Raw genomic sequence first — 25,487 nt, 5'->3', positions numbered from 1 at the left:
GGTGTTAGCTTGCTAGCATGCTAGCCTCGCGGTTTGGGCGATGACGACGTCAAGCAGTTCAACGTGTACCTGCCGATCGGGCTGATCCGGGAGGTCAAGCACCGAGCCATCGAGACCGGGCAGTCACTGTCGGCGCTCGTCGCCGAAGCCCTGCGTGCCTACCTGGCGACCGATCCCGAAGAGGAGCACTGACATGACGACCGAGGGCATCGAGGCGATGTACCTGGAGACGCACAACTGGGGCAAGGCGGCCAAGTTCTTCCAGGCCCTGGGCTACGAGATCGACTTCGCGACCGACCACAACTCCGGGCAGCTGCGCAACGGCGCCGGCCCCTGGCTGTTCATCGCCGAGGTCCCCGAAAGCCAGGAGCCGCGGATGCGGATCGTGTTCAAGGTCCCGGACGCGGACAAGTTCGAGGCGGACGACATCGTCGAAGTGGTCACCCCGTTCGAAGAAACCCATTACGGGACCAGGGAAATGACCGTCCGCGACCCCGACGGGCGCACGTGGACCCTGTCGGCGCCGGGCGCGGCCTGACGTGGCCGTGCCGGACAGCACGGCGGTGCGAACCGCGCTGTGGCGGGCGTTGCACCTCGCCGTCGATCCGCCGCCCCACGTGTTCGCCGACGACCTGGGCCTGCGGCTGGCCGATCCGGGCGACGGCTGGCGGCAGCGCGACGACATGGACCCGGCGACCGCCGGCCGCTACCGCGCGGGCATGGTGGCCCGCGCGCGGTTCGTCGAGGAGCTGGTCGCCGAGCAGGCCGCCCGGGGGGTCGGCCAGTACGTGATCCTCGGGGCCGGCCTGGACACTTTCGCCCAGCGACGTCCGGAAATCGCGGCCCGGCTGCGAGTGTTCGAAGTGGACCAGCCGGGGCCGCAGGCCTGGAAACGCGACCGGCTGGCCGAACTCGGCCTCGGCGTGCCGGACTGGCTGCACTTCGTGCCGGTCGACTTCGAGACGGCCTCGTGGTGGGATCGGCTCATCGCCGCGGGCTTCGCCCCGGACGAACCGGCTATCGTCGCCTCCACCGGCGTCAGCATGTACCTGACGAAGGAGGCGAACGCGGCCACGCTGCGCCGGATCGCCGGGTTCGCCCCGGGCTCCACGCTCGCGATGACGTTCCTGCTGCCGGCGGACCTGCTCGACGGCGGCGAACGCGCCCGCCACGAGGCCACCGCTCGCCGGGCGGAGGCGGCGGGGACGCCGTTCGCCAGCTCCTTCTCCCCCGGCGAAATGCTGGCGATGGCCCGCGAAGCCGGGTTCCGCGACGTCGGCCACGTCTCGGGCGCCGAGCTGGACGAGCGGTACTTCGCGGACCGCGCGGACGGGCTGCGGATCGTGCGGGGCGAGGAATTCCTCGTCGCTACGGCCGGGGCTGCTGCCCCAGGTACGCCCGCAGCATCGTCTTGACCGGCTCGAGCAGTTCGGTGGCACCGTCGCCGCGGAAGGCCTCCTGGATCACGGCGTCGGCGGCGAGGAACGCCGTGCGGCAGGCCACCGCGGCCTCGTAGTCGTCGCGCAGGAGCTCCTGCGCGACGAGGATGCGGTGCACGCCGGTGGCCATCACGCGCTTGTGCGCGATGTCGGCCTCCCGGGTTCCGTCGGTCAGGCCGCGGCCGAACCAGAGCGCGCGGAACCCGGGTTCGGCGCGGTAGAGCCCGGCGAAGGCGTCGACGAGCAGGCCGACGGGGTCCTCCCAGGTCTCTTCGGCCGCTCGCTCGGCGAACGACGTCATGAGGTCTTCCAGGCGGGCGAGGTAGACCTCGCCCAGCGCCTCGGCGATGGCGTCGCGGTCCGGCAGGTACTGGTACAGCGCACCGACCGACACGCCGGCTTCCGCGGCCACGCGGGTGGTGGTCAGCGCCTCGACGCCCTCCGCGGCGAGCAGGCGGTCGGCGGCGGCCAGCACCTGGGCCAGCTTCTGCCGGGACCGCGCCTGGCGGGGCACCCGGCGCAGGCGGACGCCCGCTTCGATCGGCTCCGGGCCGGTCATGCGGCCTCCAACCTGAACGTGACTTTGATTCGTATTTATTCTAGCCCGGCTGGAGGCCCGCCGCAGCCCGGAGTGAAAAGTCGGTCGCGCCGGGCACCGCGGCGGATTACCGTTGCCGCTGCGGGAAATCGCCCGGCGTGCTCGGCGGTCCCCGCAGCTTGGAGTAGTTCAGCAGGCAGAACACCCGGCTCGAATCCGGGAAGGCGCAGGTTCGACCCCTGCCTCCAAGTCCGGTTCCACCAGGGGGAGTCCACATGGCACAGGAGGCGTCACCCGGTTACGCCTACGGGCAGCTCGAACGAGCGTTGCGCACCGCTTCGTCCACAACGGACGGGCCGGTCCGCCGCCGCGCCCTCGCCAAGGCCGGCCGGTGGCAGGCGGTGCTGGCCGGCATGGCCGACGGGTCGCTGACGGTCGGCTCGCGGACCCCGGTCACGGACACCCCGGCGTGGGTCACCCTCGAGGTCGCGCACGGCGGGTTCGCCACCGGCCGGTACCTCGCCGAGCTCCCGGTGCGCCCGGAGGAGCTCGCCGCCGTCCCGGCCGGCGCGCCGGGCCGCACCGACCGCGAGCGAGTCAACCTCGGCCACCTCACCGACGCCGGGCTCGCGGCTCTCCGCGCGGGGCTGGCCACCGAGGCCTACCGCGTCGAACTCCCGGAGGACGCCGCGCTGCCGGTGCTCGCCTGGCTGCTCGACCACGGGCACGCCGAGGCCGCCCTCGACCTGGTCGCCGAGGTGCGGCCGCTGCTGCCCCGGCTGCGCCTGGCCCCGCTGCCCGGCGCGGCCCCGTGGCCGTCCGGTGCGCTGGTGCGGCTGGCCACGGTCGGCGAGGTCCGCGCGACGCTGCGCTCGACGAGGACCAAGCCCGCGATCGCGGCGATGCTGGAAACGCTGCGGGTGTGGCACCCGCTGTACGACCGGCTGGTCGCCCTCTGGGCGGAGACGGTCGAGGGCGACCTGCCGCGGCTGGGCGAGGACGGCGTCACCGGTGGCTGGCCGTGCCGGACGTGGCCCGAGGGATGGGGCGCCCGGCGGGCGCAGTGGCTCGTGGACTACGCGACGGCGTGCGCGCGGCACCCGGCCTCGACGTCCCACACGCACCCGAAGAGCAACTTCGCGCGGCTGGCCCGGGCGCTGCGGCTCTGCCGGTTCGCGAGCGCGGAGCTCACCGGCCGCGACGTCGGCTGGATCCGGCGGGCGCTGGCCAACACGATCACCAAGCACGGCGAGCCGGGGTCGGAGCGGCGGGCCGCGCTCCGGTCGGTGCAGGCGGCGGTGGCCGCGCGCCCGACGCACGCCGAGCTCGCGGTCGTCCTGGCCGGCCGGCTCGACGCCTACCCCGGCGACGGCGGTCTCCCCGCGCTCGACCCGGTCGTCGCGGACGCCGTCCCGCCGCACCTGGTCGCGAAGGTGGCCCGCGCACTGGAGGCACCGGTCGAGGAGCTGGTCGCGCGCGGGGTGATCACCTCGGGCGACGTCCTCGCGGTGGTGCTGCCGCAGATCACGGCGCAGCTGATGGCGGCGAACGTCGAGGACGACCGGCTGGCGGCGTTGTACGCGCAGACGTACGCGGCCTTCCGCCGTCGCCGCGGGCTGTTGCTGCTCGACCTCGAGCAGCAGGTCCGGTTCGAGGAGCTGCCGTGGATCCGGGTGCTGGAGCCGTTCCGGGCCCGGCGTCCCGACGTCGCCCGGGCGGCGCGGCAGACGCTGACCCAGACGGTGCTGCTGGCGCTCGGCTCGTTCCCGCAGGCGATCCTGCCGAACACGCTGCTGCGCGAGCTCGGCGCGCTGGCCAAGCAGGCGGGTCTGCCGATGCCGCTGCTGGAGGAGCTGGCGGCGGACATCTTCGTGGGCACGTTCACCGACAAGTGGCGCACCGCGGCGGCGGCCACCAGCCGGATCATGGCGGGCACGCTGTACGCGCGGTACTACGACCTGCCGGCCGAGTGGCCGGCGCCGCCGCGCAAGCTGCTGCGCCGCACGGCGGACGACTTCGCGGCGGTCTGCGAGGCCCGGGCGGGCCGGCGACGGCGGTCGGTGGCGGGCAACGGGATGGTGATCGAGCAGAGCCAGATCCTCACCACGCACAACCTGGCGGTGCTCGTGGAGACCCTGGGGCTGCGCTCGCGCCTGGGTCCCGACCTGGCCGGCCAGGTGTTCACGTGGGTGGTGCGCCGCCTGGCCGGAGAGCGGTACTGGAGCCGGCAGCTGATCAAGAACGTCGCCTACGCGTGGCGGCAGGCGGTCTTCTTCTTGAGCTTCTGCCCGGAGGAAGACCAGCGGGCGGCGGTGGCTCGGCTGCGTGAACTGGTGACGCAGGCGGGGGTGGCCGAACGGTTCGGCCCGGCGGTGACGGGGCTGGCCGCGGTGGTCGAGGGCGCGAGGTTCTTGCCGGACGGCACGCTCCCGGACGGCCCGGGACGCCGGCTGCTCGGCTGGACGACCGGCCCGCACTGGTGCCGCGCCCGCACGGCCTGAAGCGGCCGGAAACCGGTTCCCACCACGGTTTCCGGCCGCCGCTCAGGCGCGGCCGAACAACCGCGCTCCCCTGCGCCGCACCGGCAGCCGCCCGGCCACCGCGTCCTCCAGCAGCGACCCCACCGTCTCCCGCGCACACGCCTTGTTCGCGCCGATCCCGCCCGACGGCCCGCGCTTGATCCAGCCCGCGACGTACACTCCCGGCCGCCCGGACACCCGGCCCGCCGAGTTCGGCACGATCCCCGCCTCGTCGTCGAACGGCAGCCCCGGCACCGGCGCCCCGCGGAACCCCGCCGCCCGGATCACGCGGCCTGCCGGGATCTCGGCGCCGTCCGCCGTCACCACCGCGCGAACCTCGGTGTCGCCGTCGAAGGCCAGCGGCGCCGAGTGGAACCGCAGCACGATCCGGCGGCCCTCCGGCGGTGGCGAAGACCAGTCCACCCGCTCCCGTGGCACCCCCTGCAGCCACGCCGCCTTGTCCCCCGGCTGCGCGCCGTCGATCGCGGCCGCCACCCGCGGGTCGTCGTCCACCACCAGGCCACCGCGGGCCGCCAGGGCCAGCAGTTCCGGCCGGGTGTACGCCGCCGTTTCCGGGCCGCGGCGGGCCAGCAGGACCACCTCGCGGACCTTGGCCGACCGCAGCCGGGCCAGCGCTTCCGACGCGATCGGCGTCTCCGCCAGCGCCTCCGGGTCCGCCGTCAGGATGCGAGCGATGTCCAGGGCGACGTTGCCCGTGCCCACCACGACCACGCGTTCGGCCGACAGGTCGACGGCGTCCGGCTCGACGTCCGGGTGGCCGTTGTACCAGCCGACCACCGTCGCGGCCGGCAGGCTGCCGGGCAGGTCCTCCCCCGGGATACCGAGCCGCCGCGCCTCGGTCGCCCCGACCGCGTAGATCACCGCGTCGTGGCGCTCCGCCAGCTCGGCGCCGGCCGAGACGCCGAGCCGCAGGCGCAGCCTCGGGTGGTCGTGGAACCGCGCGAACGTCTCGCCGATCTTCTTCGTCGACGGGTGGTCGGGCGCGACGCCGTAGCGGATCAGGCCGCCGGCCGTCGCGAGGCGGTCGATCAGCGTCACGCGGGCGTTCGTGTGCAGCAGCAGGTCCTCCACCGCGTACATCCCCGCCGGTCCGGTGCCGACGACGGCGACGTCCAAGGGCGCGAAGTCGCTCGGCAGCACCCGCGTGAACGACGGCGGGGCCCAGCGGTGGAAGTTCGGCGCCACCGAGACGTCGGCCAGCACGTCCCGGCCCGCGTAGTAGTTCGCGTTGATCTGCTCGTACGCCCGCAGCGGCCCGGTCAGGTCGCCGGCCGGGAAGATCGCGTCCACCGGGCAGGCATCGGCGCAGGCACCGCAGTCGATGCAGGTGGCCGGGTCGATGTACAGCAGGTCCGTCGTCCCGAAGTCCGGCTCGTCCGGCGTCGGGTGAATGCAGTTGACCGGGCAGACCGACACGCAGGTGGCGTCGGCGCAGCAGGTCTGGGTGATCGCGAAGGCCATGTCAGATCAGGTTCGCTCGTTTGTAGAACCACAGCGACGGCTTGGTCAGCAGCCCGGCCGAGTGCAGGAACTCCATCAGCCCGGAACAGCTCGAGCGCAGCATCGACTTGTGGTGCTCGTTGGCCTTCGCCTCGCGCCGCGCCCGCTTGCCGTCGAGCCCGGCGTTCTCGTAGACCTTGCCGTTCACCATGCTCGTCACGATGAAGTACGACGCGATCGCGACGACCAGGCCGTTGACCTGCCGGCGCAGCCACCCCGCGCCGCGCAGCCGCTCGCGGGTCTCCTCGCGGGCGAACTTCATGTGCCGGGACTCCTCGACGACGTGGATGTTGTTGATGGTGCGCACGAACGGCACCACCCGCTCGTCGCGCATCCAGTCGCGCTGCATCACGTCGAGGACCTCTTCGGCCACGAGGATGGCCGCGTAGGCGGCTTCACCGGTCGCCGTGGCCTTGAAGACGCGGCCCAGTTCGACGACGAACCGGCGCGGCCGGTACGCCGGCGCCCGCAGTTTCGCCGCGCCGCGGGCGAACATGATCGAGTGCCGGCACTCGTCGGCGATCTCGGTCAGCGCCCACTGGAACGCCGGGTCGGTGGGGTCCTTGGCGTAGAAGTCGCGCAGCACCATCTGCTGCAGGATCATTTCGAACCAGATCCCGGTGCTCGCCACCGACGCCGCCTCCTGGCGGGTCAGTTCGCGTTGCTGCTCCGGAGTCAGGTCCGCCCAGTAGGAGGTGCCGTAGAGCGTGCTCCACTCCGGACTCGCGCCGTGGTAGCCCGTGTCCAGCGGCGTCTCCCAGTCGACTTCCTTGACCGGGTCGTACGACAGCTGCTCCGACGAGTCGAGCAGCCGCCGCGCCACGGTCTCCCGGTCCGACACGCCCGATTCGCTGATGCTCGTCACGACCGACCTCCTCGTCAGGTGTTACCGAAGTTCACTGTTACCAACCGTAACACATACTTACGGCACCCGTCTCCGGGCAATTCAGTGAACGACCGTACACTCAGATGGTGATCCCAGGACGCTCCCCCGCGGAGCCGTTCGGCTCCGGCCTGCTCGGACCGCTGGACCAGCACGCCACCGCGTTGCGCCGGCGCGTCCAAGGCCTGCTCACGGCCGCGTTGATCGCCACCAACGTGATCGGTGCGCTGGTCGTGGTCGGGCTCGCGGTGCTGCTGATGCCGGCGCCCGGGATGTCCGGTGAGCTCGTGCGCGTCACCGCGGTCGCAGTACCCGTGTACGTCGTTTCGGCGGTCGTCATCGGCACGCTGTGGGGCACCCGCGGCGCCCTCCGGACCCTGCGCTGGGCGGCCGACGGACGCCGGCCGACCGACGCCGAACGCGCCGCGAGCCTGCGCGTCCCGCTGCGGCTGACGGCCGTGCAGGCGGTGCTCTGGGGCCTCGCGACGCTGGTCTTCGCCGGGCTGGCGGCGCTCGTGCAGCCGGAGGTCGTGCTCACCGAGTTCCTGGTGGTCGCGTTCGCCGCCGTCGTCGTCTGCGCGATCGCCTACCTCTTCGGCGAGTTCGCCCTCCGGCCGTACGCGGCGCTGGCGCTGGCGGGCACCACGCCGCCGCGCCCGGTGAACGGCGGCGTCAACCGGCGGATGCTGCTGTTCTGGTGCCTCGGGACCGGGGTGCCGGTGGCCGGGCTGGTGGTCACCGCGGTGCTGGCGTGGGTGCGCGGCGACGTCTCCACCACGAAGCTCGCCGTGTCGGTGATCGCGCTCGGGCTGGTGGTGCTGTGCTTCGGGCTGCTGGTCACGGTGTTCACCGCCCGCTCGGTGGTCAACCCGATCTCCTCGGTGCGCGACGCGCTCGGGCGGGTGCGGGCCGGCGACTTCACCGTCGAAATCCCGGTCTACGACGGCACGGAACTGGGCCTGCTGCAGGCCGGGTTCAACGACATGACGGCCGGGCTGGCCGAGCGCGAACGGCTGCGCGACCTGTTCGGCCGGCACGTCGGCCACGAGGTCGCGGTCGAGGCGATGCGCACGTCGACCGAGCTCGGCGGCACGGTCCGGACGGTGTCGGTGCTGTTCGTCGACCTCGTCGGGTCGACGGCGCTGGCCGCGAGCCGCCCGCCGGAGGAGGTCGTCGGCCTGCTCAACCGGTTCTTCGCGGTGGTGGTCGACGAGGTGGATCGCCACCACGGGCTGGTGAACAAGTTCGTCGGCGACGCCGCGCTGGCGGTGTTCGGGGCGCCGGCGCCGCTCGGCGACCACGCCACCTGCGCGCTGGCCGCCGCCCGCGCGATCGCCCGCCGGCTGGCCGCGGAGGTCCCGGACGGCCCGGCCGGAATCGGCGTGGCGACGGGGGACGCGGTCGCCGGCAACGTCGGCGACCCCCGCCGGTTCGAGTACACGGTGATCGGCGACCCGGTCAACGAAGCCGCGCGGCTGACGGAGCTGGCCAAGAACGCACCCGGCCGCTTGCTCGCCTCCTGGACGGCGGTCGAGGCCGCGGCCGCGGAGGAAGCGGCCCGCTGGACGGCGACCGAAGACGTCACCCTGCGCGGCCGCACCCGCCCGACGACGCTCGCCTCACCACGCCCCGGCTGACCGGTCAGCGCCGCGGGTCGATGTGCACCTTCGGTCCCTCGCCGCCGACCCGCTGCCCCGCGAGCACCGCGCCGGCCTGCTCGAGGCCGACCGTCGCCGCCACCAGAGGGCGCGGGTCGACCGCCCCGCTCGCGTATGCGGCGATCGTGTCGGCCAGGCCGGGTGACGCGGACAGCACCCCGACCGCCGTGACGTCCTTCAGCACCAGCACGCGGGTGTCGAGCTCGCTCGGCCGGCCGGACAGTCCGATGTAGACGATCCGGCCCGCGGGCTCCACCAGGTCCGCGGCGAGCGCGGGCGAGCCGGGGGCCCCGGTCGCGTCGACCACCGCGTCGAACGGCAGGTCCGGCAACGTCTCCCGGGTCCAGACGTGCGCGAAACCGAGACCGCGGGCGAACTCGAGGGGGCCGACTCCGAGCAGGTGCACCTCGGTGCCCGCCGCCCGCAGGAACAGGGCCGTGAGCAGCCCGATCGTCCCCGGCCCGAGGACCAGCGCCCGGTCGCCGGTGCCGGTGCCGGCCGCGCGGGCCGCGCGCAGGGCGTTGCCGCCGGGTTCGACCAGGGCCCCGAGCACGGCGTCCACCGCATCGGGCAGCGCGTGCAGCGACCACGCGGGAACGGCGAGCCGCTCCGCCAGCGCACCGGCCCGGCCGCCGCGGATGCCGACCTCCTGCCGGTTTTCGCAGGTGTGCTGGTGGCCCTTCCGGCAGCGGCGGCAGGTCCGGTCGCCGAGCATGGTGTCGCCGGTGACCCGGCGCCCCAGCCAGGCGGGGTCGACGCCGTCGCCGATCGCCGAGATCGTGCCGGACCACTCGTGTCCCAGCCGCATCGGGTACGCCGCGTGCCCCTGGTGCAGGTAGGTCATGTCGCCGGTGAAGAACTCGACGTCGGTGCCGCACACCCCGGCCCGCTCGACGTCGACGACGACCTCCCCCGCGGCGGCCTCCGGGACGGGCACCTCCTGCACCGAGCACTCCCGCGGACCGGTGAGCACGAAGGCCCGCATCGTCGAAGACATGGCGGCATCCTCGCACGGAGCCGAATCCCGAACACTTGCCATTTTCTTGACACCTGTCCATTATCGACGCCGTGACCGGCGACTGGACGACCGAAGCACCCGCCAAGGACCGGCGGGTCCGCCGGTCGCGCGCGGCCTTGCTGCGGGCCGCGGTCGAGCTCGTGTCCGAACGCGACTCCACCGCCGTCCCGGTGTCCGAGATCGCCGAGGCGGCGGACGTCAGCCGTCAGGTGCTGTACCAGCAGTTCGGCGACCGCGACTCGCTGCTGCTGGAGGCCGCGCTCGACCTCGTCCGCCGCGAACTGCTCGGCGAGCTCGGCGGCCTCGCCTCGGCCACCGGCGAGCACGCGTCACTGCTGGCGCTGGGCCGGCACTTCGCCCGGTACCGGCGCTTCTACCGGGCGCTGCTGACCGGGGCGTCCGCGTTCGCCCTCAACAAGGCGCTGACCGGCCTGTTCCTCCCGGTCAACCGGGAGAACCTCGGCCGCGCCCTCGGCGGCCGGCTCGACGCCGACGGCCTCGAGGACCTGGCCACCTTCCTGACCGGCGGGGCGGGGGCGGTCGTCAACGCGTGGGTCGTCGACGGGCCGGACCCGCTCGACCCGGAGGAGTTCGCCGGCCGGCTGCTGCGGATGCACTCGGTCGTCACCGCGATGATCACGAAGGAGGCCGGCCGATGATCAGCCGTCTCGTCGAACGCCTGCTGAAGCTGCCCGCGCCGGCCACCCGGCGCCTCGCCGTCCGGCGGGACCTGCGCGTCCCGATGCCCGACGGCGTCGAGCTGCTCGCCGACCGGTGGGCGCCCCGCACCGGCGGGGACGGGCTGCCGCTCGCGCTGGTGCGCACGCCCTACGGCCGCCGGGGCGTGTTCGGCGCGATCCTGGCGCGGCCGCTGGCCGAGCGCGGGTTCCAGGTGCTGGTCCAGAGCACGCGCGGCGGCTTCGGCTCCGGCGGTGTCTTCGACCCGCTGCGGCAGGAACGCGAAGACGGCCTCGCGACGCTGGACTGGGCGGTGCGGCAGCCGTGGTCCGGCGACGCGATCGTGCTCGTCGGCGCCAGCTACCTGGGTTACGTGCAGTGGGCGGCCGCCGATCGCCTGCCGCCGCAGGTGAAGGCGATGGTCCCGCAGGTCACCGAATCCGGGCTCACGCTGGAATTCCTGCGCGAGGACGGCCTTTCGCTGGAGACGCCGTTCGGGTGGGGCGTCCAGGTCGCGGTCCAGGAACGCCGGTTCGCGCTGCTCCGGCAACGCGCCCAGGCGAAGAAGCTCGTGCAGGCGCTGAACACGCTGCCGCTCGCCCAGGCCGACGTCGTCGCCATCGGCCACCGCTCCGACTACATCCAGGACGTCCTCACCCGCACCGAACACCACCCGCGCTGGGCGGAGGTCGACCACCGGCACCGCGTCGCGGACGTCACCGTGCCGGTCAGCTCGATCGCCGGCTGGTACGACATCTTCCTGCCCGGCCAGCTGCGCGACTTCCGCACGCTGCAGGACGCGGGACGGCGGCCGCGCCTGACGGTCGGGCCGTGGACCCACGCCGGCCGCTCCGACCTGCTCGGCAGCACCGGCGAGACGCTCCGGGAGACCCTCGCGTTCGCGCTCGCGCACGCCCGCGGCGAAGAACCGCCGGAGCGGGCGCCGGTCCGGCTGTTCGTCATGGGCGAGGAAGCCTGGCGCGACTTCGCTTCGTGGCCGCCGGAAGGCTATGCGCCGCAACGGTTCCACCTGCACGCCGACGGCCTGCTGGCCACGGCCGTGCCCGGGGAGTCCGAACCGGACCGCTACCGCTACGACCCGGCCGACCCGACCCCCGCGGCCGGCGGCGTGCGGATGGCCCCGGACGCCGGCCGGGTGGACAACGCGGCCCTCGAAGCCCGCGCCGACGTCCTCACCTACACCACGCCGGTGCTCGGCGAAGACGTCGAGGTGATCGGGGACGTGCAGGCGGAAATCTGGTTCCGGTCGAGCCTGCCGTTCGCCGACGTCTTCGTCCGGCTCTGCGACGTCGGCCCGGACGGCCGGTCGGTCAACGTCTGCGACGGCCTCACCAGCCTGCGCGAGGCCGGCGAGCCGGCCGCCGCCACCGTCCGGATGTGGCCGACGGCGCACCGGTTCCGGCGCGGGCACCGGATCCGGGTCCAGGTCTCCAGCGGCGCTTTCCCGCGCTACGCCCGGAATCCCGGCACCGGCGAGCCGCACGCCACCGCCGTCACCCTGCGCGCCGCGGACCAGGAGGTCCACCACGACCCGGCCCACCCGTCGGCGATCGTGCTGCCCGTGCTGAACTGAAAAAGAACTCCTGGCGACACGCCGGAATTCGGGTAACGCGCCTTTCGGCCGGGCGACTAACGCGGTGTTTCCGGCTCGCTTTCGGGAGGCATCGTGGACGTCAGGACGGACCGGCAGGCCGAGCAGGAGCGGGCCGCGGCCGCGCGCGCCGCCGAGCGCACCGGGCCGCGGCAGGCCAAGATCGCGTTGCTGCGCAAGCCCGGCGGGATCGCCGAGGCCGACGAGCCGAGCCGGGTGGCGACCCGGATCGACCGGCTCGGCCGCTACTACCCCGACGTCCGGCCGGTGAGCCCGGCGGCGATCGCGGCGGGCGACCCGGCGGCGATGACGGCCGCGGGCGCAATCCTCGAACGCATCGTGCTCACGAACGACCTGCTCGGCGTCGGCTACCTCGAAGGCGGTGTCACGGCTGCGGCCGCCGTCGGCCGGGTGAACATCCGGAACGCCCAGGGCCGGCTGATCGGCTACGGCACGGGCTCGCTCGTGTCGCCGGAACTGCTGCTCACCAACCACCACGTGCTGCCGGACGCCGAGGCCGCCGGGTTCAGCGCCATCGAGTTCGACTACCAGGACGGTGTCGACGGCCTGCCCAAGCCTGTGCGGGCCTTCCCCCTCGACCCCGGGCGGTTCTTCGCCGCCGACCGGTCCCTCGACTTCGCGCTCGTCGCGGTGAAGGCGACCGCGGAAGAACTGCGCCCGTTCGGCTTCAACCGGCTGATCGCGAGCGAGGGCAAGGCGATCGTCGGCGACTTCGTCACCATCGTCCAGCACCCCGGCGGCGGCAAGAAACAGGTCGCGCTGCGGGAAAACCGGGTCATCGACGTGCTCGACGAGTTCCTGCACTACGAAACCGACACCGAACCGGGCTCGTCCGGCTCGCCGGTGTTCAACGACCAGTGGGAGGTCGTGGCGCTGCACCACGCGAGCGTCCCGGCGGCGGGCCACGCGGAGTACGGCGGGTACCTCAACGAAGGCATCCGGGTCAGCAAGCTGCTGAAGTTCCTGCGGGAGCAGCCGGTCACCCCGGCGCAACGGGTGCTGCTCGACGGGCTGGCCACCCGCCCCGAGCGGGCCCTGCCGCCCGACGGCTCTTCGGGCGGCACCTCGCCGGTGCTGACGCTCGCGATGCCGTTCGACATCCGGCTGCGCGCCGAACCGCTGACCGGGCGGATCGACCCCGACTACACGAACCGCGAGGGGTACGACCCGGCCTTCCTGCCCGGGCACACCGTGCCGCTGCCCGGCCTGTCCGACACGCTCGTCCCGCTGGCGGCGGTCAACCGGCAGGCCACCGGCGAGCCGCGGTACGTGCTGCCGTACCACCACTTCAGCGTCGTCGTGCACCGGGAGCGGCGCCTGGCGATGTTCACCGCGGTCAACATCGACGGGCGGCTGAGCCGGGCCCTGCGGCGCGAAGCCGACCACTGGTCGCTCGACCCGCGGGTGGCGGTGACCGAGCAGATCGGCGAGGAGCTCTACCGGGCCAACCCCCTCGATCGCGGGCACCTGGTCCGCCGGCTCGACCCGGCGTGGGGCGCGACCGAGCCGATCGCCCAGCTCGGCAACGACGACACGTTCCACTTCACGAACTGCTCGCCGCAGCACCAGGACTTCAACCAGAACAAGACGACGTGGGCCGGGCTCGAGGACTACGTGCTGAACAACGCGGACAACTTCGACCTGAAGGTCAGCGTGGTGACCGGCCCGGTGCTGGCCGCCGACGACGACCGGTACCGGGACGTCCAGCTGCCGCGCCAGTTCTGGAAGGTCGTCGCGATGGTGAAGAAGGACGGCACCCTGTCGGCGACGGCGTACCTGCTGAGCCAGGAGGAACTCATCCACGGCCTGGAGACGGCGACCGAGTTCGACTACGGCGCCTACCGCACGTACCAGGTGCCGGTCCGCCGGATCGCCGAGCTGACCGGCCTGTCGTTCGGCGACCTCGAAGCCGCCGACCCGCTCACCGGCCTGGAATCCACGAGCCAGGCGCAGGAGGTCCGGAGTGCGGCGGACCTGATGCTCTGACGACGTTTCGCGCTAGGACGTCCGTCCACTGAGGACGTCGAAGGCGTGGCGGCGGTGCTCGGCGAACAGCGTGAGAGCCGCCTCGCGGTCGCCGGTGCGCAGGGCGGTCACGAGTTCGCGGTGCTCCGCGGGGATGCCGGTCAGGTAGCCGTCGGTGGCGACGCCGATCCGGGTGAGCAGGAACAGGTGCACCTGCGAGCGGATCGCCTGCCAGGCCTCGCGCAGCCGGCGGTGCCCGGCGGCCGCGTAGACCGCGTCGTGGAATTCGAGGTCGCACCGGACCATCTCGTGCTCGTCGAGCGCGCGTTCCATGCGCCGCACGACGGCGTCGATCGCGGCGAGGTTCTCCTCACCGGCGCGCTCGAGGACCAGCTCGACGGCCAGCTGCTCGAGGGCGGCCCGCAGGCTGTCCAGCTCGGTGACGTCCTCGTCGGTCAAGGCGGTCACCGTGGCGCCGCGGTGCCATTCGCTGCGGACGAGCCCTTCGCGCTCCAGCTTGAGCAGCGCCTCCCGCACCGGCCCGCGGCTGACGCCCAGCGCTTCCGCCAGCTCGACTTCGCGCAGCTGGCTGCCGGGGGCGTAGACACCGTCGAAGACCGCGTCGCGGATGCGGTCCGCGACCTCGTCGGCCAGCCCGCGGCGCCGGGCGGGAACCACCGAACCACTCATGTCGTAATGTTAACATCCAGACAAGATCCTCGGTGAAGGGAGTTCCCATGACCCTGTCCATCCCCCGCTTCCACCTGGCGATGCCGGTGGACGACCTGGCCGCCGCCCGGCGGTTCTACGGCGAGGTCCTCGGCCTCGAGCAGGGTCGCAGCGCGGACACGTGGATCGACTGGAACCTGCACGGCCACCAGTTCGTCACGCACCTGGCCCCGGCCGGCCCGCAGCGCGTGCACAACCCGGTCGACGGCCACGACGTGCCGGTGCCGCACTTCGGCCTGGTCCTCACCGTCCCGCAGTTCCACGCGCTCGCCGACCGGCTGCGGGCGGCGGCCACGGAGTTCGTGATCGAGCCGTACGTCCGCTTCGAGGGCCAACCCGGCGAGCAGTGGACGATGTTCCTGCTCGACCCGGCCGGCAACGCCCTGGAATTCAAAGCCTTCGCCGACGACGCGCAGGTGTTCGCGGTCTGAACCGCCCGATGCCCGGATAATCGCCGGGAGGGGAGTTCCACCCGATCGGGCCGACCGGTGGTCACGGCCCGTTCCCTGGGTACCCGCGCGCCATGGAACCAGCCGACGACGTGCCGGACGCCGTGCTGCTCGCCGCGTTGAGGGCCGGGGATCTCGACGCCGCCGGACGGCTCTTCCGCCGGCACGCCGAGCCGCTGCGGCGGACCGCCGGGGCGTGGGCGCGGCAGCCCGCCGAGCGCGACGACCTCGTGGCCGAGACGTTCGCCCGGGTGCTGACGATCGTGCGCGCCGGCGGCGGACCGCGCGGCGACCTGCGGCCGTACCTCGTCGTGACCCTGCGCAACCTGGCGGCGCGGTGGAGCAAGCAGCGCACCCGGGTGGAGCTGCGGGCCACCGTTCCGGAACCGGCCGGCCGGGGTGCCGACGAGCTCGCCCTGCTCCGGTCGAACGCCCGGCTCGTGTGGTCGGCCTACTGCACGCTGCCCGGCCGATGGCGGACGGTGCTGTGGCGGACCGAGGCCGAGGGCGGCACCCCGACGGAGGTGGCGCCCTCGCTGGGGCTGTCGCCGAACAGCGTCGCGGCGCTGGCGATGCGGGCGCGGGAAGGTCTGCGGCAGGCGTACCTGCAGGTCCAGGTGCCCGAGCCGGACGAGCCGGCCTGCCGCGAACCCCGTCGCCGGATGGGCGCCTGGGTCCGCGGCGCCCTGCCGGCCCGCCGGGCGGACGCGATCGCCGGGCACGTCGCCGCCTGCCCGGCGTGCCGGCGGATCGCGGGTGGCCTGGACGAGGCGAACCGCGAGCTGCCCGGCTCGGCCGCCCGCCTCACCGGCTGAGCCGGGAACCGTCCGTGGGCGCGGCTGCCTGGGTCACCGGCGCAACCCCGAGCCGCCGAAGAGCAACGCCGTCCCGTGGGCGCGCTTGAAGTACAGGTGGGCGTCGTGCTCCCAGGTGATCGCGATACCGCCGTGGAGCTGGATCATCTCCGCCGCCGCGTGGGCGAACGCCTCGCCGCACACGACCTTCGCGGTCTCGACCGCTTCGGCGTCGCCGTCCACCAGAGCCGCGTACAGCGCCGAGCGGGCCGCTTCGACGTGGACGTGGACGTCGGCCATCCGGTGCTTCAGCGCCTGGAACGACCCGATCGGGCGACCGAACTGACGGCGTTGCTTCGTGTACTCGACCGTCAGCTCCAACGCCCGCGCGGCCGCCCCGACCTGCTCCGCGGCGACGGCGACCGTCGCCGTGTCACGCAGCTCCCGCAACTGTCCGGCGAACCCGCCGGCGTCGAGACGGCGAGCCGGTGTCGAAGCGCACTCGACCACCGCGAGCCGCCGGCCCGGGTCCAGGCTCGTCACGCGCGTGCGGCGGACTTCTGCGAGCGGCACTTCGAACAGGCCGGCGCCGTCGTCCGTGCGGGCCACGGCGAGCAGGACGTCGGCGAGATCGCCGTCCAGGACGTAGTGGGCGCGGCCGTCGAGCCCCGTGTCCGACGCGCGCAGGGCCGGCGTCCACCCTCCGTCCCCATCGGACCACGCCACCGCCGCCAGGGTGGTGCCCGCGGCGATGCCCGGCAGCAGCCGCTCGCAGGCCTCGTCGTTGCCGGTCCGCAGCAGCGCCTGCGCCGCCAGCACCGCCGAACCCAGCATCGGGGCGGGCGTCAGCGTCCGGCCGAGTTCCGCGAGCACGACGCACGCCTCGGCCAGGCCGGCACCCGCGCCGCCGTACTGCTCCGGGATCGTCAGGGCGGCGACACCGATCTGCTCGCAGAGCGTCGACCACAGCTTGTCGTCGTACCCCAGCGGCGACGCCATCGCGGCCCGCACCGCCTCCGGCCCCGACCGGCGCGTCAGCAGCGCCCGGACGGCGTCGCGCAGCGCGCGGGCTTCCTCGGTTTCCAGCGGATCGGTCATCGCAGGACCCGCGCGCGGTGGAACGCCCCGGTCCCCCACGCCCCCACCAGAGCCCGGACCTTGGTCAGCCGGAGGCCGAGGTCGTGCTCGGCCGTGTACCCGATGGCGCCGTGCACCTGCAGGGCGGTCCGGGCGGCGAGGTGGGCGGCGTCGCCGGCCATGACCTTCGCCGCCGAGACGTCCCGGGCGGACGTCTCCTTCGCGACGGCGGCGCCGTGCAGCAGCGGCCGGGCCAGTTCGAGCCGGGTGGCGACGTCGGCGAGCAGGTGCTTGATCGCCTGGTACTCGCCGATCGCCCGGCCGTACTGCCTGCGCTGCTTCGCGTACGCCACCGACGTGTCGAGGAGCCACTGCCCCGCCCCCAGGAGCTGCGCGGCCACGGCCAGGACTCCGCGGTCGAACGCGGCACCCCCGGTCGCCGGCTCGGCCGGGACCCGGAACAGCCGCCGGGCCGGATCGATCGAGCGCACGAGGTCGCCGGCTCGGGTGAGCTCGGCACCGGTGAGGTCGAGGACGATGCCCGCGATGTCGGCGTCGAGGGCCAGGGGGACCTCCGGCGGCGCGACGACGGTGGCGACGAGGTCGCCTTCGGCGAGGGAGGTGAGCCGGTGCCCGGTCAGCAGCGCCGGGGCGACCGCGGCCGACTCGACGACCGGGCCCGGGACGGCGTGGTAGCCGAGCGCTTCGCAGGCGACCACCAGGTCGACCGGGCCGGCGCCGAGGCCGCCGTGGTCCTCGTCGACCAGCAGCGCGAAGACGCCGACGTCGGCGAGCGCGCGCCAGAGCTTGAGGCCGCGGTCGTGGTCCCCCGCGGCCCAGGCCCGGGCGGCGGCCGCGGTGTCCGCCCCGCCGAGCAGCTCGTGCAGCGTCGCGGCGAACTGGCGCTGCTCCGGCGAGAGCTGGAACCTCATCGGCGGGCCTCCCTCGGGAGTTTCAGCAGCCGTTCGGCGATGGTGTTGCGCTGGATCTGGTCGGTGCCGCCGTAGATCGGGCCGGCCAGGGAGAACAGGTAGCCGTTCACCCACGTCTCGGCGGTCTCGGCTTCCGGCCCCAAGACGTCGAGCGCGGTTTCGTGCAGTTCGACGTCCAAGTGGGACCAGAACAGCTTGTTCACACTCGACTCCGGCCCCAGCTCTCCCCCGTCGGCCAGCCTGCTCACCGTCCCGAACGTGTAGAGCTGATAAGCCCGGGCGCCGATCCAGGCGTCGGCCACCCTGTCCCGGGTGGACAGAGGCTCGCCGCTCGACCGCCAGAGGTCCACCAGCCGGTCGGCCGCGGCGAGGAACCGGCCCGGGCTGCGCAGCGACAACCCGCGTTCGTTGTTCGCGGTGGTCATCGCCACCCGCCAGCCCTGCCCCACCTCCCCGATCACGTCCGCGTCCGGCACGAACACGTCGTCAAGGAAGATCTCCGCGAAGCCCGGCTCACCGTCCAGCTGCGGAATCGGCCGCACGGTGACCCCCTCGGCCCGCAGATCGACCATGAAGTACGTCAACCCGTGATGCCGCTGCCCTTCCGGATCGGTGCGGAACAGCCCGAACGCCCGATCGGCGAAGCTCGCGCGGGAACTCCACGTCTTCTGCCCCGACAGCAACCAGCCGCCCTCGGTCCGCACCGCCGTGCTTCGCAACGCGGCGATGTCGCTGCCCGCCTCCGGCTCGGACCAGGCCTGGGCCCACACCTGCGCGCCGGTGGCCATCGCGGGCAGGATGCGGTCGCGCTGCTCCTGCGTGCCGTGGGCGAACAACGTCGGCCCGAGCATGAAGATGCCGTTCTGCGACACCCGACCCGGCGCGCCCGAGGCGTAGTACTCCTCCTCGAACAACAGCCACTGCAGCATCGAGGCGTCCCGGCCGTGGTACTCCCGCGGCCACGACACGACCGACCACCGCGCCTCGGCCAGCTCGGCCTCCCACTCCCGATGGGCCGCGAAACCGTCCGCGGTGTCCATCGACGGCAAGGAGCGAACGTGGGAAGCCAGCCACTCCCGGGCCTCGCTGCGGAAGGCTTCCGAGGCCTCGTCGATGTCGAGGTCCATCAGGTCCCCTTGTTCGCATCACGCATCGACCGCGCCGACTGCCCGCCGAGCGAATCCTCGGAAGTCTCCGCGTTGTGGGCGTGCGCGAAGTGGTGCAACCCGAACACCGAGTCCATTCCGGACCGCAACCCCATCAGGTCCTCGGCCTGGTTGACCGCCTTCTTCGCCAACGCCAGCCCGAACGACGGCATCCCCGCGATCTTCTCGGCGAGCTCCTGAGTGCGCTCTGCCAGTTCCGCACGCGGCACGATCCGGGTGACCATCCCCCATTCCTTCGCCTGCTGCACTGTGAACCGCTCCCCGGTGAACAGCACTTCCTTCGCCGCGCGTGGCCCCAGAACCCACGGGTGCGCGAAGTACTCCACGCCCGGAATCCCCATGCGCACCACGGGATCGGCGAAGAACGCGTCGTCCGAGGCCACAATCAGGTCGCACACCCACGCCAGCATCAGTCCACCGGCGATGCACGCGCCCTGCACACTGGCGATCATCGGCTTCGGGATTTCCCGCCACCGGCGGCACATCCCCAGATACACCTCGGACTCACGCGCGAACCGCTGATCACCGCCGGCACGGTCGGTGTGGTCCCACCACAGCACCGCCCGCCGGTCGAACGGCTGGTCCGCATCCCGGCCGGGACTGCCGATGTCGTGCCCCGCCGAAAAGTGCTTCCCTTCGCCCGCCAGGACGATCACCTTCACCTCGGGATCGTTCACCGCGTCCCGGAACGCGTCGTCGAGCGCGTACGTCATCGCCGAGTTCTGGGCGTTGCGGTACTCCGGCCGGTTCATCGTCACCACCGCGACCGGCCCCCGCCGCTCGGACCGGACCACCGTTTCACTCATGCCGTCTCCTCGGTCAGCAGCCGCTTCAGCACCTTGCCGGAAGCGTTGCGGGGCAGTTCGCCGAGAAACTCGACGAACTTCGGGTTCTTGTAGTTGGCGAGCCGTTCGCGGCAGAAGGCGAGGACCGCCTCCTCGGTCAGCCCCGTTCCGACGACGAACGCCTTGCCAACCTCGCCCATCCGTTCGTCCGGGACGCCGACCACGGCGACGTCGCGGACGCCGGCCAGCTCGGTCAGCGCGCTCTCGACCTCGGCCGGGTAGACGTTGAAGCCGCCGCAGATGTACATGTCCTTGAGCCGGCCGGTGATGGTGAGGTTGCCGCCGGCGTCGAGTTCGCCGACGTCGCCGGTGTGCAGCCAGCCGTCCTCGTCGATCGCCCCGGCCGTCGCCTCGGGGTCGTCGAGGTAGCCGAGCATCACGTTCGGCCCGCGCAGGACGATCTCGCCCGGCGAACCGTGGATCGCCACTTCGAAGCCCGCGGTCGCCCGGCCCGACGTGCTCGCGATGAGCTCCGCGGAGTCGCCCGGGCGGCACATCGTCACCATCACGGCTTCGGTGAGGCCGTAGGCGGTGAGCACGGTCTCGAACCCGAGCTCGGACCACATCCGGCGGACCAGCGACGCCGGCACGCTGGCCGCCCCGGTGACCGCGAGCCGCAGCGACGACAGGTCGCCCTTGCGCGGCTCGTGCAGCAGGGACTGGAAGACCGTCGGCGCGCCCGGCAGCACGGAGATCCGCTCCCGTTCGATCACCTTGAGCGCCTCGCGGACGTCGAACACCGCCTGCGGGACGATCGTGGCACCGGTCAGCAGGCCCACCATGATCCCGGCCTTGTAACCGAAGCTGTGGAAGAACGGGTTGATCACCAGGTACCGGTCGTCCGCGGTGACCTGGCCGCAGTCCGCCCACGCCGCGGCGACCTCGACCGTCTGGCGGTGCGCCGAGAGCACGCCCTTGGAGCGGCCGCTGGTGCCGGAGGTGAAGAGGATGTCGCTGACGTCGTCCGGGCCGACGGCGTCCGCCCGCGCCTCGGCGTCGGCGGGCGGCACCTGCTCGGCCCGGGCCAGGAACTCGGCCCAGCCCAGCGTGCCTTCGACCGGCCGGTGCGGCTCCTGCAGCGGCACCCGGACGACCGTGGCGAGGTCCGGCAGTGCGGCGCCGGTGTCCCGGATCGCGGCGTGGCGGTCGGTGCCGAGGAAGTCGGCGGCGACGACGAGCGCCTTGGCCCGGCCGCGGACGAGCAGGTCCACGGTCTCGGTGGCGGTGAAGCGGGTGTTGACCGGGATCAGCACCGCGCCCGCGTAGAGGGCACCGAGGGCCGCGGTGACCCAGTGGTGGGTGTTGGGGAGGGCGATCGCGACCCGGTCGCCCGCCTGGACGCCGCAGGCGGCGAACGCCCGCGCGACGGTTCGAACACGTTCCAGAAGCTGGTCGTAGCCGAGCCGCACCGAGCCGTCGACCAACGCCTCCGCGGACCCGAACTTCGCGGCGGCATCGCGGACGACGGCCGGGATCGTGGTCTGTCCCACCACAGCCTCCTCTGGACCGACAAAGTAGAACGTGTTCTCATTACCCTAGGTGCCGGACCGGCCCGGCAGCAAGGAGGCGTGCGTGGAACCGTCGCGATTCCGCAGCGAGGTCGCGGACTGGCTCGCCGCCAACCTGACCGGCGAGTTCGCCCGGCTGCGCGGCCTCGGCGGGCCGGGGCGCGAGCACGAGGAGTTCGACCTGCGCCTGGCCTGGGAACGCCACCTCGCCGCCGCGGGCTGGACGTGCGTGGGCTGGCCGGTCGAACACGGCGGCCGCGGTCTGTCCCTGGCGGACCAGGTCGCGTTCCACGAGGAGTACGCCGCTTCCGGTGCGCCCGCGCGGGTCAACCACATCGGCGAGCAGCTCCTCGGCCCGACCCTGATCGCGTTCGGCACCCCGGAGCAGCAGCAACGGTTCCTGCCCGGGATAGTCGCCGTCGAAGAACTCTGGTGCCAGGGTTACTCCGAACCCGGTGCCGGCTCGGACCTCGCCGCCGTTTCGACATCCGCGGTGCTGCGGGACGGCGAGTGGGTGATCAACGGCCAGAAGATCTGGACGTCACTGGCGCACGTGGCCGGCTGGTGCTTCGTGGTCGCCCGCACCGAACCCGGCTCCCGGCGCCACCACGGCCTGTCCTACCTCCTGGTGCCGCTGCGCCAGGACGGCGTCACCATCCGGCCGATCCAGCAACTCACCGGCACTTCGGAGTTCAACGAGGTCTTCTTCGACGACGCCCGCACCCCCGCCGACCACGTCGTCGGCGAGCCGGGTGAGGGCTGGAAGATCGCGATGGCGACCCTGGGCTTCGAACGCGGGGTCTCCACGCTGGGGCAGCAGATCGGGTTCCGCCGCGAACTCGACGACATCACCGCCGAAGCGAAACGCCTCGGCACCTACGACGACCCGCTGCTGCGCGCCGACCTCACCCGCGCCCGCATCGGCCTGCGCGTCCTGCGCGCCCATGCTCTGCGGACGCTCGGACAGGCGGCCGGACCGGAGGTCGCCGTCGGGAAGCTGCTCTGGGCCCAATGGCACCGCGGGCTGGGCGAACTCGCCATGCGGGCCCGCGGCGCCCGATCCCTCACCTCGGACGGCCCCGAACTCGACGAGTGGCAGCGGCTGTTCCTGTTCACCCGCGCCGACACCATCTACGGCGGGTCGGACGAGATCGAACGCACCATCATCGCCGAGCGCGTGCTCGGCCTACCCCGAGAGGCCCGCCCGTGATCCCCCAGTACCCACCCGGCCACGACCTCCTCGCCGGAAAGGTCGTCGTGGTCACCGCCGCGGCAGGCACCGGGATCGGGTCGGCGGTCGCGAAGCGCTGCCTCGAAGAAGGCGCGAGCGTGGTCATCAGCGACTGGCACGAACGGCGGCTGAAGGAGAAAGCCGCCGAACTCGGCGACGTCCACGCCATCCCCTGCGACGTCACCCAGGAAGACCAGGTCCAAGCCCTGATCGACGGCGCCGTCGAGCACTTCGGCCGCCTCGACGTCATGGTCAACAACGCCGGGCTCGGCGGCACGAAGTCGGTGCTGGACATGACCGACGAGGAGTGGTCGAAGGTTCTCGACATCACCCTCACCGGCACGTTCCGCTGCACCCGAGCGGCTCTGAAGCAGTTCGTCGCGCAAGGCGGTGGCGGGGCGATCGTCAACAACGCCTCCGTGATCGGCTGGCGTGCCCAGGCCGGGCAGGCCCACTACGCCGCCGCCAAGGCCGGGGTCATGGCCCTGACCCGCTGCTCGGCCCTCGACGCCGCCGAGCACGGTGTCCGGATCAACGCCGTCGCCCCCAGCCTCGCCATGCACCCCTTCCTCGCCAAGGTCACCAGCGACGAGCTCCTCGATGACCTCACCAAGAAGGAGGCGTTCGGCCGCGCCGCCGAACCTTGGGAAGTCGCCAACGTCATGGTCTTCCTCGCCAGCGACTACGCGAGTTATCTCACCGGCGAAGTCGTCTCCGTCAGCAGCCAGCACCCCTAGGAGCTCCCGTGCCCGAAGCCTTCCTGCTCGACGCCGTCCGCACCCCGGTCGGCCGGCGCGGCGGCGCACTGTCCGGGTGGCACTCGGCCGACCTCGGCGCGCACGTCATCAAGGCCGTCGTCGAGCGTGCCGGCGTCGACCCGGACCTGGTCGAAGACGTCATCCTCGGCTGCACCGACACCCTCGGCCCCCAGTCCGGCAACATCGCCCGCACCGCCTGGCTCGCGGCCGGGTTCGGGGACCACGTGCCCGGCGTGACCGTCGACCGGCAGTGCGGGTCCAGCCAGCAGGCCGTCCACTTCGCCGCCCAAGCCGTCATGTCGGGCACGCAGGACCTGGTGCTGGCCGGGGGTGTGCAGAACATGAGCCGCATCCCGATCAGCGCGGCGATGCTGGCCGGCCGTGAGTACGGCTTCGAAGACCCGTTCTCCGGCTCGAAGGGCTGGCAGGAGCGCTACGGCAGCGCCGAGATCTCGCAGTTCCGCAGCGCCGAAATGATCGCCGAGCACTGGGACATCAGCCGCGCGGACATGGAGGAGTACGCGCTGCGCAGTCACCAGCGGGCCGTCGCCGCCATCGACGAGGGCCGGTTCGACGCCGAGATCGTCCCGGTCGAGGACTTCCGGCACGACGAAGGCCCGCGCCGGGACACGTCCCTGGACCGGATGCGCGGGCTGAAGCCGCTGAGCGAGGGTTCGCGGCTGACAGCGGCGGTGGCCAGTCAGATCTCCGACGGCGCGAGCGCGGCGCTGCTGGCGTCCGCGTCGTTCGTCGACGAGCACGGCCTGCGGCCGCAGGCCCGGATCCACCACCTGTCGGTGCGCGCGGCGGACCCGGTCTGGATGCTGACCGGGCCGATCCCGGCAACAGCTCACGCGCTGCGGAACGCGGGGCTCACGGTCGACGACATCGACCTGTTCGAGGTCAACGAGGCGTTCGCCAGCGTCGTCCTGGCGTGGCTGGACGAAACCGGCGCGGACCCCGGCCGGGTCAACGTGAACGGGGGCGGGATCGCCCTCGGCCACCCGATCGGGGCCACCGGCACCAAGCTCCTCGCCACGCTCCTGCACGAGCTGGAACGCCGCGGGGGTCGTTACGGGCTGCAGACGATGTGCGAGGGCGGCGGCACCGCCAACGTCACCATCATCGAGCGGCTCTGATCAGCCGAGGGCGCGCAGCTTCGGCAGGACGTCCTCGGAGAACTGGGTCAGGAAGCGCTCCTGGTCGTGACCCGGGCCGTGGAAGACGAGGTGGTTGAGCCCGGCGTCGAGGTACGGCTTGATCTGGGCCACCGCCTCGTCCGGGTCGGACGCCACGATCCAGCGCTTGGCGACCTGCTCGATCGGCAGCTCGTCGGCCAGCCGTTCCATCTCCTCGGCCGAGGACACCGTGTGCTTCTGCTCCGCCGTCAGCGACAGCGGCGCCCAGAACCGGGTGTTCTCCAGGGCCTTCTCGTGGTCGCGGTCGTAGGACATCTTGATCTCGATCGTCCGGTCGACGTCCTCGACGGTCTTTTCGGCCGCCTCCGCGCCCTCCTTGACGGCGGGCATCAGCTTCTCGGTGTAGAGGTCCATGCCCTTGCCCGACGTGCAGATGAAGCCGTCCCCCGACCGGCCCGCGTACTTCGCGACCACCGGGCCGCCCGCGGCGACGTAGATCGGCACCGGCTGCTCCGGCCGGTCGTAGATCTTCGCGTTCACCAGCTGGTAGTAGTCACCTTCGAAGTTCACGTTGTCGCTGGTCCACAGCTCGCGGATCAGCTTGATCGACTCCCGCAGCCGGGCGAAGCGCTCCTTGAACTCCGGCCACTCCCGCCCGGAGACGGCGATCTCGTTCAGCGCCTCGCCGGTGCCGACACCGAGGATCATGCGGCCGTTGGACAGCAGCGACATCGTCGCGAACGCCTGCGCGATCACCGCCGGGTTGTACCGGAACGTCGGGGTCAGCACGCTCGTGCCGATCTGCACCCGCTTCGTCCGCTCGGCGACCGCCGGCATCCAGGCCAGCGCGAACGGCGCGTGGCCGCCCTCGTGCCGCCACGGCAGGAAGTGATCGGACACCCACACCGAGTCCAGGCCCACCTCTTCGGCGCGCACCGCGTACTCGACCAGGTCCCGCGGCCCGAACTGCTCCGCAGACGCCTTGTACCCGACCTTCAAAGCCACCG

At 72.8% G+C, this 25,487-nt stretch carries 24 protein-coding genes and 1 tRNA gene; 14 read left to right on the top strand and 11 right to left on the bottom strand.

Annotated features, from left to right (window positions below; genetic code table 11):
* Positions 1-33: 33 nt before the first annotated feature.
* Genes ACWEVN_RS10240 through ACWEVN_RS10230 form a run of 3 tightly spaced genes read left to right on the top strand, consistent with a single transcriptional unit; the run spans position 34 to position 1,415 of the window.
* Entirely contained in the window at positions 34-192 is a 159-nt protein-coding gene (locus ACWEVN_RS10240) for a ribbon-helix-helix protein, CopG family (protein WP_452051008.1), read from the top strand.
* A gap of 1 nt (position 193) precedes the next feature.
* Complete coding sequence (locus ACWEVN_RS10235; protein ID WP_452051007.1) at positions 194-538, top strand: VOC family protein; 345 nt, start codon at positions 194-196, stop codon at positions 536-538.
* Position 539: 1 nt separating this feature from the next.
* Positions 540-1,415, top strand: a complete 876-nt coding sequence (locus tag ACWEVN_RS10230) for a class I SAM-dependent methyltransferase (protein ID WP_452051006.1) — start codon at positions 540-542, stop codon at positions 1,413-1,415.
* Here the strand turns inward: ACWEVN_RS10230 and ACWEVN_RS10225 are convergent.
* Positions 1,369-1,998 (bottom strand): TetR/AcrR family transcriptional regulator, encoded by a 630-nt coding sequence (locus tag ACWEVN_RS10225; protein ID WP_452051005.1) that lies wholly within the window; start codon positions 1,996-1,998, stop codon positions 1,369-1,371. The two genes, ACWEVN_RS10230 and ACWEVN_RS10225, sit on opposite strands and share 47 nt — an antisense overlap.
* Positions 1,999-2,155: 157 nt before the next feature.
* On the opposite strand from ACWEVN_RS10225, the gene ACWEVN_RS10220 reads away from it, so the two are divergent.
* Together ACWEVN_RS10220 and ACWEVN_RS10215 are read left to right on the top strand one after the other, a co-directional pair.
* Positions 2,156-2,228 (top strand) — tRNA-Ser (locus ACWEVN_RS10220).
* Positions 2,229-2,252: 24 nt separating this feature from the next.
* Positions 2,253-4,478 carry a hypothetical protein gene (locus tag ACWEVN_RS10215; RefSeq protein WP_452051004.1) on the top strand — a complete coding sequence of 742 codons (2,226 nt, stop codon included), beginning with the start codon at positions 2,253-2,255 and terminating at the stop codon, positions 4,476-4,478.
* A gap of 42 nt (positions 4,479-4,520) precedes the next feature.
* On the opposite strand, the gene ACWEVN_RS10210 is transcribed toward ACWEVN_RS10215, so the two are convergent.
* Positions 4,521-5,978: an FAD-dependent oxidoreductase gene (locus tag ACWEVN_RS10210; protein ID WP_452051003.1), complete on the bottom strand. Its 1,458-nt coding sequence runs from the start codon at positions 5,976-5,978 to the stop codon at positions 4,521-4,523.
* Between the two features lies 1 nt (position 5,979).
* Positions 5,980-6,882 carry an AurF N-oxygenase family protein gene (locus tag ACWEVN_RS10205; RefSeq protein WP_452051002.1) on the bottom strand — a complete coding sequence of 301 codons (903 nt, stop codon included), beginning with the start codon at positions 6,880-6,882 and terminating at the stop codon, positions 5,980-5,982.
* A gap of 107 nt (positions 6,883-6,989) precedes the next feature.
* On the opposite strand from ACWEVN_RS10205, the gene ACWEVN_RS10200 reads away from it, so the two are divergent.
* Positions 6,990-8,537: an adenylate/guanylate cyclase domain-containing protein gene (locus tag ACWEVN_RS10200; RefSeq protein WP_452051001.1), complete on the top strand. Its 1,548-nt coding sequence runs from the start codon at positions 6,990-6,992 to the stop codon at positions 8,535-8,537.
* Between the two features lie 4 nt (positions 8,538-8,541).
* Here the strand turns inward: ACWEVN_RS10200 and ACWEVN_RS10195 are convergent, their stop codons facing one another.
* A complete protein-coding gene (locus ACWEVN_RS10195; RefSeq protein WP_452051000.1) occupies positions 8,542-9,555 on the bottom strand; it encodes a zinc-dependent alcohol dehydrogenase in 1,014 nt (337 codons plus the stop codon).
* A gap of 71 nt (positions 9,556-9,626) precedes the next feature.
* Here ACWEVN_RS10195 and ACWEVN_RS10190 point away from each other — a divergent pair, with 71 nt between their 5' ends.
* The 3 genes from ACWEVN_RS10190 (at position 9,627) to ACWEVN_RS10180 (ending at position 13,873) form a co-directional block, all read left to right on the top strand.
* Complete coding sequence (locus ACWEVN_RS10190) at positions 9,627-10,235, top strand: TetR/AcrR family transcriptional regulator (protein ID WP_452050999.1); 609 nt, start codon at positions 9,627-9,629, stop codon at positions 10,233-10,235.
* Positions 10,232-11,848, top strand: coding sequence for a CocE/NonD family hydrolase (locus tag ACWEVN_RS10185; protein ID WP_452050998.1), 1,617 nt, complete (start codon positions 10,232-10,234; stop codon positions 11,846-11,848). The genes ACWEVN_RS10190 and ACWEVN_RS10185 overlap by 4 nt, the downstream gene beginning before the upstream one ends.
* Positions 11,849-11,941: 93 nt before the next feature.
* Positions 11,942-13,873 carry a DNA/RNA non-specific endonuclease gene (locus ACWEVN_RS10180; RefSeq protein ID WP_452050997.1) on the top strand — a complete coding sequence of 644 codons (1,932 nt, stop codon included), beginning with the start codon at positions 11,942-11,944 and terminating at the stop codon, positions 13,871-13,873.
* A gap of 12 nt (positions 13,874-13,885) precedes the next feature.
* On the opposite strand, the gene ACWEVN_RS10175 is transcribed toward ACWEVN_RS10180, so the two are convergent.
* On the bottom strand, positions 13,886-14,542 hold the full coding sequence (locus ACWEVN_RS10175; protein ID WP_452050996.1) for a GntR family transcriptional regulator: 657 nt from the start codon (positions 14,540-14,542) through the stop codon (positions 13,886-13,888).
* Positions 14,543-14,589: 47 nt separating this feature from the next.
* Here ACWEVN_RS10175 and ACWEVN_RS10170 point away from each other — a divergent pair, with 47 nt between their 5' ends.
* Both ACWEVN_RS10170 and ACWEVN_RS10165 read left to right on the top strand, forming a co-directional pair.
* Complete coding sequence (locus ACWEVN_RS10170; RefSeq protein ID WP_452050995.1) at positions 14,590-15,012, top strand: VOC family protein; 423 nt, start codon at positions 14,590-14,592, stop codon at positions 15,010-15,012.
* Positions 15,013-15,104: 92 nt separating this feature from the next.
* Positions 15,105-15,845: a sigma-70 family RNA polymerase sigma factor gene (locus ACWEVN_RS10165; protein ID WP_449685204.1), complete on the top strand. Its 741-nt coding sequence runs from the start codon at positions 15,105-15,107 to the stop codon at positions 15,843-15,845.
* 33 nt (positions 15,846-15,878) lie between these two features.
* Here ACWEVN_RS10165 and ACWEVN_RS10160 read toward each other — a convergent pair whose 3' ends face one another.
* Genes ACWEVN_RS10160 through ACWEVN_RS10140 form a run of 5 tightly spaced genes read right to left on the bottom strand, consistent with a single transcriptional unit; the run spans position 15,879 to position 21,334 of the window.
* Entirely contained in the window at positions 15,879-16,922 is a 1,044-nt protein-coding gene (locus ACWEVN_RS10160) for an acyl-CoA dehydrogenase family protein (protein WP_452050994.1), read from the bottom strand.
* Positions 16,919-17,833 carry an acyl-CoA dehydrogenase family protein gene (locus ACWEVN_RS10155; protein WP_452050993.1) on the bottom strand — a complete coding sequence of 305 codons (915 nt, stop codon included), beginning with the start codon at positions 17,831-17,833 and terminating at the stop codon, positions 16,919-16,921. Before ACWEVN_RS10155 ends, ACWEVN_RS10160 begins: the two co-directional genes overlap by 4 nt.
* Positions 17,830-18,960 carry an acyl-CoA dehydrogenase family protein gene (locus tag ACWEVN_RS10150; protein ID WP_452050992.1) on the bottom strand — a complete coding sequence of 377 codons (1,131 nt, stop codon included), beginning with the start codon at positions 18,958-18,960 and terminating at the stop codon, positions 17,830-17,832. Before ACWEVN_RS10150 ends, ACWEVN_RS10155 begins: the two co-directional genes overlap by 4 nt.
* Positions 18,960-19,805, bottom strand: a complete 846-nt coding sequence (locus tag ACWEVN_RS10145; protein ID WP_452050991.1) for an enoyl-CoA hydratase — start codon at positions 19,803-19,805, stop codon at positions 18,960-18,962. Before ACWEVN_RS10145 ends, ACWEVN_RS10150 begins: the two co-directional genes overlap by 1 nt.
* Complete coding sequence (locus ACWEVN_RS10140; protein ID WP_452050990.1) at positions 19,802-21,334, bottom strand: FadD3 family acyl-CoA ligase; 1,533 nt, start codon at positions 21,332-21,334, stop codon at positions 19,802-19,804. Before ACWEVN_RS10140 ends, ACWEVN_RS10145 begins: the two co-directional genes overlap by 4 nt.
* A gap of 82 nt (positions 21,335-21,416) precedes the next feature.
* On the opposite strand from ACWEVN_RS10140, the gene ACWEVN_RS10135 reads away from it, so the two are divergent.
* From ACWEVN_RS10135 to ACWEVN_RS10125, 3 genes are read left to right on the top strand one after another with little or no spacing between them, the layout of a single operon-like run.
* Positions 21,417-22,562, top strand: coding sequence for an acyl-CoA dehydrogenase family protein (locus tag ACWEVN_RS10135; RefSeq protein WP_449685198.1), 1,146 nt, complete (start codon positions 21,417-21,419; stop codon positions 22,560-22,562).
* On the top strand, positions 22,559-23,320 hold the full coding sequence (locus ACWEVN_RS10130) for an SDR family oxidoreductase (protein ID WP_452050989.1): 762 nt from the start codon (positions 22,559-22,561) through the stop codon (positions 23,318-23,320). Before ACWEVN_RS10135 ends, ACWEVN_RS10130 begins: the two co-directional genes overlap by 4 nt.
* A gap of 8 nt (positions 23,321-23,328) precedes the next feature.
* A complete protein-coding gene (locus ACWEVN_RS10125; RefSeq protein WP_452050988.1) occupies positions 23,329-24,480 on the top strand; it encodes an acetyl-CoA C-acetyltransferase in 1,152 nt (383 codons plus the stop codon).
* Here ACWEVN_RS10125 and fgd read toward each other — a convergent pair whose 3' ends face one another.
* Positions 24,481-25,485 carry a glucose-6-phosphate dehydrogenase (coenzyme-F420) gene (gene fgd / locus ACWEVN_RS10120; protein ID WP_310975468.1) on the bottom strand — a complete coding sequence of 335 codons (1,005 nt, stop codon included), beginning with the start codon at positions 25,483-25,485 and terminating at the stop codon, positions 24,481-24,483.
* Between the last annotated feature and the right edge of the window lie 2 nt (positions 25,486-25,487).

The sequence above is a fragment of the Amycolatopsis sp. NPDC003861 genome, from assembly GCF_053605405.1.
This window is presented reverse-complemented; position numbering and strand designations above follow the sequence as displayed.